A 1,585-nucleotide genomic window follows, 5' to 3' on the forward strand; every position below is an offset into this window, starting at 1 on the left:
ACATTTAGCTATTTCACCCTTGATGGAGTATCTTGTCCGTTTACAATACTCTGCGAACTAATTGCGATGGATTTTACAATTTCGGTCATATTCTCTAAATCCAACGTTGAAACCTCATCACTCAATTTATGATAATTAGGTTCTGAATCCATTTTTGAAGTAGAAATTGTGTGAGCGGGAACTCCTAAAGCCGCCAATCTTGCATTGTCTGAGCGATAAAAAAGTTGTTGACTTGGATAAGGATCAGGATTGAAATTAAAGCTAGAACCCTTCAAGTTTTTTTGCAAGATTGCCCCAAAATCTGATTTTTCGAAACCCGTTATGTAAGCCGAATTTTTGCCCCATTTACTCTCAGTGCCAATCATTTCAATATTAAACATGGCAATAACTTTATTTGAATCAATGTTTTCAGAGAAATACTTTGAGCCAAAACCGCCTACTTCTTCACCTGTAAAAGCTACAAAAATAATTGTCCGTTCGTTTTGATTTAATTCTTTGAAATACTTTGCTAAAGCTATTACTGCAGTAGTTCCGGAAGCATCATCATTTGCTCCATTATAGACTTTGTCCTCTCCGTCTTTAACAACTCCTAAATGATCATAATGAGCTGAAAAAATGACAAATTCTTCCGGTTTAAATAGAAAGAATCAATTATTGTCGTATTTAAACAGTTACACATTTAATCTTACCATATAAGGCATATAAGTTCACATAAGCGATTCAATCAAAAACTTAAATGTTCTTATATGCCCTTATATGGTAAAAAAAAACGACACTATTTTGTTCTCATTACTTAAGTTTTAATTCGTTGTTTCTCTGCTGTTCCGAAAATATAATGGCTAAGGTTTTGTCGCTTTTCGAGGTTGCAAATTAAGGGAGCATACACATTCGGTTAATCACAATTTTCCAACTACAAAACAATCTTTATATTAAGCCTAATTCCTGATTATTGTTTACTAGCTGTTACCTTCTAGCATTATTACTGTTTTAATAACCATTCAATTAATTCGTCATTATTTACAATACTCCAGGAATGCGGATGCCTACTATTGTCAGGTTTTCTATAACCTTTATTTTGTGTTATTATCAATTCTGCTTTAGTATTTCCAAGTCTATTCAGTTCATTAATCATTGCTGAACATTCGGTCGCATTCATACTCGTAAAGTCTGCTCCACGTTCTTTTAACCACCAATATATGTCAGGTTCTGTGTAAATTCTCAAAGGGATATTGGATAGTTTTTTAATTTCTCTTTGAGTTGTGTCAGAAAATGAATAAGGAGAAATATTGTAATATTCGGTAAGGTTTGTTGTTGGACTTCCACCAGTTTCTTTTTCAAGTCTGTCTACCATATAAACATACTCTTGGTTGGCTTCGTTGTCATTTGAAAGTCGAATATCTCTTTTTGCGGAATTATAAAATCTTTCAAAGTCGAGTGGGGGGTCAATCGCAAAAACTGCTATTGGTTTAATTTCTGCATTTTCGGCATATTTAATCGCACAACTACCACCAATTGAAAATCCACCAATATAAAATTTTTGATCAATAAGTTTGTGTTTAGAAGTTACATCTTTTAAAATTCTGTC

The 1,585-nt window shown here is 33.1% G+C and carries 1 protein-coding gene and 1 pseudogene; both read right to left on the reverse strand.

The features are described 5' to 3' along the window. Positions 1–8: 8 nt before the first annotated feature. Positions 9–617, reverse strand: a complete 609-nt coding sequence (locus EKL98_RS15645) for a M20/M25/M40 family metallo-hydrolase (protein WP_126563117.1) — start codon at positions 615–617, stop codon at positions 9–11. A 362-nt stretch (positions 618–979) separates the two neighbouring features. Next, positions 980–1,585 (reverse strand): annotated as a pseudogene (locus tag EKL98_RS17660) (alpha/beta hydrolase); the annotation flags it as partial.

It is taken from the genome of Flavobacterium bomense (assembly GCF_003970355.1).